Source organism: Ferruginibacter sp. (assembly GCF_031430955.1).
Lineage (GTDB): Bacteria > Bacteroidota > Bacteroidia > Chitinophagales > Chitinophagaceae > Ferruginibacter.
The window spans coordinates 1-9,223 of record NZ_JANPCM010000710.1 but is presented as its reverse complement, the minus strand read 5'-3'; the positions used below and the strand labels follow the sequence as shown (position 1 = coordinate 9,223).

Here is a 9,223-nt window from a genome sequence, read left to right as displayed (position 1 = left end):
GTTTTTTCTTTGCGGCCATACATACGGGCAGGAAAAACCTTGGTGTTGTTTACTACAAAAACATCTTTGTCGTCGAAGTAATCAATAATTTCTTTAAAATGTTTGTTTTCGATGTTGCCGGTTTTGCGGTCAATCACCATCATACGGCTGTCTTCACGTTTTTTGGTGGGGTTTTGGGCAATTAAATTTAGTGGAAGATCGAAACGGAACTGGGATAATTTCATGTAATCAATATTTTTAAATGGTTACATGCCGTGTAATGAAACTTTAAGGAGCGTAGCCTTTGCGGAGGCACTTATCATGTTACGGCATGATTTTGAAGGCGCAAAGATAAGGAAATGCTGTGGAAATTATTAGGCAATTTTAAGTATTGTGTACAATTGGTTAAAACAAATTGGCAGGAGTGCCGGTTGGTACATTTTATTAATTTAAAAATGCCATCAGTTCTTTTGAATTTTTATGTTTTGCTTTTTTATTCCAAATGATCGCAATATTTTTTTCGACGCAGAGAAAATGAGATGGCAGAGGTTACGCTGAGAACTTCTGCGATAACTCCTTTTCTCATTTTCTCTGCGGTAAAATTTGCTGCCCGGCCAAATGCTTTAGCGGCAATTTGAAATGCTCTCTTTACTGGTTATTTAATTTTGCTGAGAGGGGCTTAAATAGTTGAATTAAATTATAAGAGACACATCCTAACCCAATATGTTACAATTACCCCAAAAAGCCACATTTCATTATGGAATCAAACAGTGTATTTAATCTTTGTGTTATCTTTAGTTAAAATAACGGCAACTATAAATGAAACTGATAACTACCCTGTTACTGTTGGTATTTTCTGTACTTTCTGCAAACAGCCAGCAAACAAAAAAATCCGAAAAAAAATACCAGGGGCTTTTGTGGGAGATAAGCGGCAACGGATTAACCCGGCCCAGCTATCTTTTTGGTACCATGCATGTAAGCAATAAACTGGCTTTTCATTTGGCCGATTCTTTTTACAACGCCATAAAAAATGTAGATGTGGTAGCGCTGGAAAGTAACCCCGCCAACTGGCAGGATGATTACAGCAAACCCAATATTTTTGATAAGAGTGCTTATGGCGAAGGCGGTGCTAATGCGTATAAATTTTTAGATATTCCTAACGATTACATTCATAAAAATACTTTTGCGGTTGATAAGTATGAGAACAATATAAAACTGGCATTAGCTTCAGAGCCTGCAATGATCAATGGTATGCTGTACCGCACTTATAAAAACGGTGCCGATTTTGAAGAGGATACTTACCTTGATATGTACATTTTTCAAACCGGCAGCAAGCTGGGTAAAAAATTAACAGGCGTAGAAAATTTTGAAGAGAGCGAAAAATTAGTGGCCGAAGCTTATAAAGATGCTGCAAAAGAAAAGCGTACAAAAAATTATGATAACGATTACAATTATGATGATGTAAAAATTCCTTTCTCTATTGAAGATGCTTACCGTAAAGGCGATCTGGATATGCTGGACAGTTTAGAAATGAAACAGTTTAACAGCAAAGCTTTTTTAGAAAAATTTTTATACAAACGAAACGAAATTCAGGCTAACTCCATAGACTCTATTATAAAAAGTAAAACCAGTTTGTTTGTTGGTGTGGGCAGTGCACATTTACCGGGCAAGCGTGGCGTAATAGAAATGTTGCGGAGCAAAGGCTATAAATTGCGTGCAGTAAAAATGGGAGAGCGTGACGGACAGCAAAAAGATGCGATTGATAAAATACGGGTGCCCGTAAGTTTTAAAATTGTACAAAGTGATGATGGGATTTTTTCTGTAGAAATACCCGGCAATAAATTTTACACCTTCAGCAAATTTGGCGATTTAAATACTAAACAATATGCCGATATGGGCAATGGTGCATATTATGTGGTAAGCCGCATAAAAACAAATGGTTTGTTACTGGGTGATAATGAAAATGCAGTGTATAAAAAAGTAGACAGTTTATTGTATGAATACATCCCCGGTAAAATTTTAAAAAGATCGGCCATTACAAAAAATGGCTACAAGGGTTTTGATATTACCAACCGCACAAGGCGTGGAGATATCCAACGGCATAATATTTTTGTTACGCCTTTCGAAATTTTGTTTTTTAAAATAAGCGGTACAGGCGATTATGTGCAGGAAGGTGGAGAGGCCAATCTTTTTTTTAATTCTATTACCATTGCACCTTTTACCGAAGGCAATTGGGTAAATTATAAACCTGCAAGCGGCGGATTTGAAATAAAATTGCCGCATACTCCCATACTGCAAAAAGATGAAGGCAGCGACAGGCTGGAATACACTGCAGCAGATAATAAAGAAAAAATTACTTACACTTTAATGAAAGCCAACATCCACAATTATGGTTTTATTGAAGAAGATACTTTTGATTTGAATTTGATGGAAGAAAGTTTTGCATCATCAGATATCATTGAAAAACAAATTTTTCGCCAGCAGGGAAAATGGCAGGGTTACCCCACATTATATTGTAAATACAAACATAAAGATGGTACACAAAGTTCGGTAAGATACTTATTGCAGGGGCCAAATTATTTTGCACAGATAGCACATTACAATGCCGAAACAAAAAATGTGCTGCAGTATTTTGATTCATTTAAAATTATACCATTTATTTATCCCGAAGTAAAATTACGGGTTGATACCGCAATGCATTTTACGGTGCAGTCGCCCATTTTTCCGGATACCAAAAAACAAAACGATCTAATGGAAACGTTAAAAAATATGATGGGGGATTATGGGGCAGACGATGATGAAACCATACCGGAGTTTGGCATTAAAACAATTGGCACCGATACTATTGGCGAAAAAATATTTGTTGCGTGGGCTAAAGCGCCAAAAAATACTTTTGAAAAAGACTCTGCAAAATTATTTACCAACAGCGACTATAATTTTGCAGGGCAGGACAATAAAAATAAAAGCTATTTATATTTAAAAAAAGACAGCGGTATTACTGCCGGCGGCATGCGGTATTTATTTCAGCAGGCAACCGATACCAACAGCAGCCGCACCATTATTTCAAAAGCATTTTATAAATTGGGAAATTATTTTGCCGTAATTGCTTTAACGGATACCATTACCCCAAGAAGCAGTTTTCTGTATAATTTTATTGAAACCTTTACACCCTCCGATACAGTAAAGGGAGAATCGCCTTTTGTAAAACGTAATGGTGAATTTTTTAAAGACTTTACAAGTAAAGATAGCGCCACCCATGCCAGGGCAATGAAGCGTTTTAAAACTATTGAATTTGATTCTGCCGACGTGCCTTCTCTTAAAAAAATAATTGATACACTCAGCTGGAAAACGAAAGATTACCTGCAGTTAAAACAAGATTTTACTGGCAGGCTGGAAGAAACAAAAGACAGTGCACTGGTAACGTATTTAAAACAATTATACGTTGCCGCAGGCGATACTGCCGATTTGCAAAACACAGTGCTGAATACTTTGCTGGGTATGCAAACAAAAAAATCTTTTATTGCTTTTAAAGATTTAATAATTAATGAACCGCCAGTGGTAACATCCGGTAACACTCCGGCCAATTACGACTATAGTGATGTGGTTAGTAAAATGGGAAACCTAACTAAACTATTAGCAAAAACAAAAAATAATTATAATGATTTTGGTGGAAGCTGGTATCCGCTTTATGATACACTTTCGCTGGCTAAAGTTATTTTTCCTGAAATATTGCAGTTAATAAATTTAGATGATTACAAAGGCAATGTGATGGAATTACTTACTGCAATGGTGGACAGCGGTTATGCAGATGCAAAAGATTACGAACAGTATTTTACAAAATTTTATACCGAAGCAAAACAGGAATTAAAAAAAGAAAGAGCCAGTGAAAGCCAAAAAGCAATTGCTAAAGCAGAAAAGGCAAATAAAGCTGATGACGATGATGAAACCAGTTACTACCACAACAGCGATGGCGATAGTGGTAATGAATTATTGCAGAGCTATGCAGTGCTGCTAATGCCTTACTGGGATAAAAACCCCGGCGTAGCAAATTTTTTTGATGAAATAATGAAACTGAAAAATAAACAGGTAAGATTTAATACCATGCTGCTGTTGCTGCGTAATAAAAAAAATATTCCTGATACATTATTAAATTTTTATGCTGCCAGCGATGAGTACAGAATTGAATTATACCGGCAATTAAAAAAGGCAAAACTGCTGGATAAGTTTCCTTTAAAATACAACAACCAGTTAGATTTGGTTAAAAGCGCATTAGTAAATTCATCTTCTTACCAAAAATATGATACACTTGCATTGCTGGAGAAAATGCCAGTAGCCTATAAAAATAAAAAAGGTGTAGTGTATTTTTTCAAATACAAAAATAAAAAAGAAGAAAAAAAGTGGAAGATAGTTTCTTATGGATTGCAGCCTGAAAATACTAAAGAATTTGATGATGATAATGATGATCTTACTTCAGTAAGTTCCTACAGCTATGGCAGTAATGAAAATAATAAATTGGATGAAACAAAACCAGTGAAGGAACAATTACAAAAACTTTTAAAAGTAATGTTGTATAAAATGCACAGCAGTGCTTCGGCGTTTTATAATAGCGGATACAATTATTCTGAAAGCGACGTTATTGCTGCACCCCGTTATTAGCATCAAATTATTGCCGCCCCGGTATGGCTGCAATTAATTTTTGTGTGTATTCGTTTTGCGGATGATGATAAATTTGTTCAGCATCACCCTGCTCTACAATTTTTCCTTTGTGCATTACTAAAATTCGGTCGCTTACATATCTTACTACAGACAGATCATGCGATATAAAGATGGAGGTAAAACCAAATGCTGCTTTTAAATCATTTAAAAGATTAAGCACCTGCGCCTGTACACTTACATCCAGCGCAGAAACACTTTCATCAAAAATTAAAAAAGAAGGATTTAATGCTAAAGCCCGTGCAATACAAATGCGCTGGCGCTGGCCACCGCTAAACTGGTGAGGGTAGCGGTTAAAATGATCGGGTAACAAATTTACTTTTTGTAAAAGCTCTATTACTTTTTCTTTTCGCTGATTGGTATTATCTAAAACGCCATGTACTTTTAAAGGTTCCAGTATAGCACTGCCAATAGTAATACGTGGATTTAAAGAACCATAAGGATCCTGAAAAACTATTTGCAGATCTTTACGCATGCTGCGGAGTGCGGATGATTTTATTTGCGTAATATCTTTTCCTTCTAAATAAATTTTACCTTCCGTTGGTTGTATTAAATGTAAAATAGTTCTGCCCAAAGTTGTTTTGCCGCAACCGCTTTCACCAACAAGGCCAACTGTTTCTCCCTGCATCACTTCAAAACTTACATCATCAACTGCTTTAAAAAATTGTGTGGCCTTACCAAATATTTTTTTCTTAACAGGAAAATAAACTTTTAAATTTTCAACCGTAAGTACAGTTGGTAGTTGATCGTTGATTGTTGATGGTGTGCCAGACTCTTTGAGTTGTTCTGTTGTATTTTGTATTTTATTGCTTTCATTTTTTTCTATTTGTCCACTGCTAATTGCCTCTTGCTCATTGCCCATTGCCCATTGCCCATTGCCTTTCTCCCCAATAAAATCACTCACCACCGGTAATCTTTCTCCTTTTAATTTGCCCGAAGGCCTGCAGGCTAAAAGCGCTTTGGTGTAAGGGTGCTGCGGCGATTGTAACACTTCTTTTGCCGTACCCTGCTCCACTATTTCTCCTTTGTACATCACCACAATTTTATCAGCAATATCTGCTACTACTCCTAAATCATGCGTAATTAAAATAACCCCCATATTATTTTGCTGCTGTAATTCCTTTATCAGTTCCAGAATAGTTTTTTGTACGGTTACATCCAATGCGGTGGTGGGTTCATCTGCAATTAGCAAAGTGGGGTTGCAGCTTATCGCCATCGCAATCATCACTCTTTGTTTTTGCCCGCCGCTTAATTCGTGAGGGTAGCGGTTAATGATGGCCGCCGGGTCGGGCAGTTTTACTTTTTCAAAAAGCGCAATGGTTTTTTGCCGGGCAATTTTTTTACTTACTTTTTCATGCAGTTGTATGGCTTCTATCACCTGGCTGCCGCAGGTAAAAACCGGGTTTAAAGATGTCATCGGTTCCTGAAAGATCATGGCAACATCTTTCCCCCTTATTTCATTTATGCCTTCGTCGGTTAATCTTATAAGTTCAGCAGGTTGTTTTTCTCTTCTGTAAAATAAAGTTTTACCTGTAACAGTTGCCTGTGCAGGTAACAACTGCAATAACGATAATGCCGTAACAGATTTTCCAGATCCGCTTTCGCCAACAATGGCTACCAGTTCCCCTTTTTTTATATCAATAGAAATATTTTTTACAGCAATAGTTTTTTCTCCTTCATTGCTGAATTGTATGGAAAGGTTTTGTATGGAGAGGAGAGATGGCAATGGGGTGAGTAGTGAGTGGTGAAACGTGAGTGTTGAGTCATCAAACCGAGGGTTCACTCACGCCTGACAACTCAACACTCACGTCTAAAATTTCAAATGCCTTACCGTTAACCCGTCATTAATTAATTGTTTTAAAGAATCGATACCAATTTTTAAATGCCGTTCAACAAAACCTGCAGTAACATTTTTATCGCTGGCTTCTGTTTTTACACCTTCGGGTACCATTGGCTGATCGCTTACTAATAACAATGCACCCGTGGGAATTTTATTATAGAACCCTACAGAAAAAATTGTAGCCGTTTCCATATCAATGGCATAAGCCCTGACTTTTTCCAGGTACAATTTAAATTCTTCATCATGCTCCCACACACGGCGGTTGGTGGTGTACACCGTACCCGTCCAGTAATCCGTTTCATAATCTCTAATGGTGGTGGAAATTGCTTTTTGCAAACTAAACGAAGGCAATGCCGGAACAATCGGTGGAAAATAATCATTACTTGTTCCCTCGCCTCTCATGGCGGCAATAGGTAAAATTAGATCGCCTATGCTGTGCCGTTTTTTAAGGCCACCGCATTTACCTAAAAACAAAACTGCTTTAGGATGAATGGCACTCAGCAAATCCATTACCGTTGCTGCACCAGGGCTGCCCATTCCAAAATTAATAATAGTAATATTATTGGCTGTAGCACATTGCATCGGCCTATCCAGCCCAATTACTTTTACATTATTCCACTCCGCAAACATGGAAACATAATTACTGAAATTGGTTAATAAAATATACTCACCAAAATTTTCTAATGCTTCGCCGGTGTATCTTGGCAGCCAGTTGTTTACAATTTCTTCTTTTGTCTTCATTATTTTTTTTATTTTTTTGGGACAAGCATTTTTTCTTTGGTCATCATCGTTGTGTCACTCACTTCAACCGCATATCTTTGTTCAACAATGCTTTCAATTTGCTGCATCATTTAAAATTACAAAATTCCGCTCAGCTTCAATGATAAAAATTAATTATCCTGAATATCATCCCAAAATTAAAAAAGAAAAAGATAAAGAATTTATTTTTGATGAAGTGCGTAAACGCTGGATAATACTTACGCCTGAAGAGTGGGTTAGGCAAAATTTTCTGCAATATCTTATCCAGGTAAAAAAATACCCGGCCCCTTTAATTGCAATAGAAAAAGAAATTAAGTTAGGTGATTTAAAAAAGCGCTTTGATATTGTAGTGTACGGCTCCAGCTCCAAACCGTGGATGATTATTGAATGTAAAGAAATGAATGTGGATTTAAGTAAACAGGTTTTAGACCAGGTATTGCGGTATAATATAACCATGCAGGTGCCGTATTTAGTTATAACCAACGGCAGCTACTGCATGGCTTTTCAATGTATAAATAATCAATTGAAAGATTTGGTTGAATTGCCTGAGAAAAACCTATAAGGTTTTTAAAACTTTATAGGTTTACAAAATCATTGCCCGAAAAAACCTGTAAGTATTATAAAAAACTTTAGGATTTAAAACCTAATTCCCAATTCCCAGTTCCTGAACTTTACCATTTTGGGCAACCCAGCTCTTTATTATTTTTTTTCTTGAAAGAATAAATAACTCCAATGCTGTGGCTAAGGTAATGATCGTTTTTATTGGGGTTTGCAGCTTTACTAAACCCATCTAAATAATCTGTAAAACTTAAGCGGTAACTGGTTTCGCCAATTAAACTAAACCTGTCGTTCAGCGAATAACGAACACCTGCACCAACGGGTATAACAGGCATCAGTCGTGGTAACCTTTTTGCATCATCAACTGCAAGACCAGCCTGCACATCAGAGCCGTCTCCAAATACAGTGGTATTTAAATTACTCCAGTCTCTTTTTATTTTTAAAAAAGAAAAGCCTGCACCGGCAAAAACATAAGGCGAAAAACGGGGCGACTTTGGTGCTAAAAAACTCCATACTGCCTGTGCATTTATTTCTGTTACGGGTGTGGTGAAATTAAAATTCCTTTGTTTTCTCCAATCGGGGTTATTATATTTTGCATCATCGCCATACAATTTTCCACGGTTAACATTTAAACGTACAGAAAACGACGGACTTAAAATTCTATATAAATGGAAAGCCAACTGCGGCTTCATTGTTTTGTACGAGCCCAGCGTCTGTGGTGTTAAATCTCCCTGGTAAACAAAAACACCGCCACTTAAACCTGCTTCGTATTTACTGAGATCAATTTGTGCATGAAGGAAATAAATATTGCCGGAAACAAATACAACTGCAAGTACTGATTTTTTTAGTGCAGACATCATTGGATTTACATTTAAAGATTAAAAAAAGGTCAATGTAAAAGTCTGTACTTCGATAGATTTGTTTTAGTGGTTGTATGCTAGTATAACAGTGTAGTTGAAAAATTAGTATTTCAATTATAAAATTACACTGTTAAACAAAAGTGAAGATGTAAATGACAAAAAAGTTATTTAAATTTCAAATTTAAACTTACGATGTCTGAGTTTAAAGCATTGGTTCTGTTATAGTGCCCATAACGCAGCTCCAGCGTACTCAAATGATTTATTCCTAAAATATTTTTTGGCGGTGCAAATCTGAAACCAGCTCCAAAAAAATAACTGGTAAATTTTGTAAGGCCAGGATCAATAATAACCATCTTTATTACAATGCCAGATATCAACACCTGCATCCGAAACTATTGCACAATTATTGTTAACATTTATCACCGAAAAATTTAAAGTAAGTGGTAAACCTGTTTGGCCGGCAGTTACATCTGCTCTTTGCAATGGATTAGTAATTTCGCCGCCAGCATAAGGG

6 protein-coding genes are annotated in these 9,223 nt (G+C 36.5%); 2 read left to right on the top strand and 4 right to left on the bottom strand.

The genetic code is table 11. From position 1 onward, the window contains the following. On the bottom strand, nt 1–224 hold a 224-nt coding region (locus ACY65O_RS20375; protein WP_462222697.1), incomplete at its 3' end, for an S-adenosylmethionine:tRNA ribosyltransferase-isomerase. A 574-nt stretch (nt 225–798) separates the two neighbouring features. On the opposite strand from ACY65O_RS20375, the gene ACY65O_RS20370 reads away from it, so the two are divergent. Continuing rightward, nucleotides 799–4,635: a TraB/GumN family protein gene (locus ACY65O_RS20370; protein WP_462222696.1), complete on the top strand. Its 3,837-nt coding sequence runs from the start codon at nt 799–801 to the stop codon at nt 4,633–4,635. 7 nt (nt 4,636–4,642) lie between these two features. Here ACY65O_RS20370 and ACY65O_RS20365 read toward each other — a convergent pair whose 3' ends face one another. Together ACY65O_RS20365 and ACY65O_RS20360 are read right to left on the bottom strand one after the other, a co-directional pair. Continuing rightward, nucleotides 4,643–6,475 carry an ABC transporter ATP-binding protein gene (locus tag ACY65O_RS20365; protein WP_462222695.1) on the bottom strand — a complete coding sequence of 611 codons (1,833 nt, stop codon included), beginning with the start codon at nt 6,473–6,475 and terminating at the stop codon, nt 4,643–4,645. 27 nt (nt 6,476–6,502) lie between these two features. Then, nucleotides 6,503–7,273, bottom strand: coding sequence for an AMP nucleosidase (locus ACY65O_RS20360; RefSeq protein WP_462222694.1), 771 nt, complete (start codon nt 7,271–7,273; stop codon nt 6,503–6,505). 139 nt (nt 7,274–7,412) lie between these two features. On the opposite strand from ACY65O_RS20360, the gene ACY65O_RS20355 reads away from it, so the two are divergent. After that, nucleotides 7,413–7,853 (top strand): type I restriction enzyme HsdR N-terminal domain-containing protein, encoded by a 441-nt coding sequence (locus tag ACY65O_RS20355; RefSeq protein ID WP_462222693.1) that lies wholly within the window; start codon nt 7,413–7,415, stop codon nt 7,851–7,853. Nucleotides 7,854–7,962: 109 nt separating this feature from the next. On the opposite strand, the gene ACY65O_RS20350 is transcribed toward ACY65O_RS20355, so the two are convergent. Further along, nucleotides 7,963–8,709, bottom strand: coding sequence for a DUF6089 family protein (locus ACY65O_RS20350; protein WP_462222692.1), 747 nt, complete (start codon nt 8,707–8,709; stop codon nt 7,963–7,965). Nucleotides 8,710–9,223: the final 514 nt, after the last annotated feature.

Bases quoted from the DNA above. Each gene is read 5' to 3' on its own strand.
- ACY65O_RS20350 (WP_462222692.1), bottom strand. From the start codon at position 8,709: ATGATGTCTGCACTAAAAAAATCAGTACTTGCAGTTGTATTTGTTTCC.
- ACY65O_RS20360 (WP_462222694.1), bottom strand. From the start codon at position 7,273: ATGAAGACAAAAGAAGAAATTGTAAACAACTGGCTGCCAAGATACACC.
- ACY65O_RS20370 (WP_462222696.1), top strand. From the start codon at position 799: ATGAAACTGATAACTACCCTGTTACTGTTGGTATTTTCTGTACTTTCT.
- ACY65O_RS20355 (WP_462222693.1), top strand. From the start codon at position 7,413: ATGATAAAAATTAATTATCCTGAATATCATCCCAAAATTAAAAAAGAA.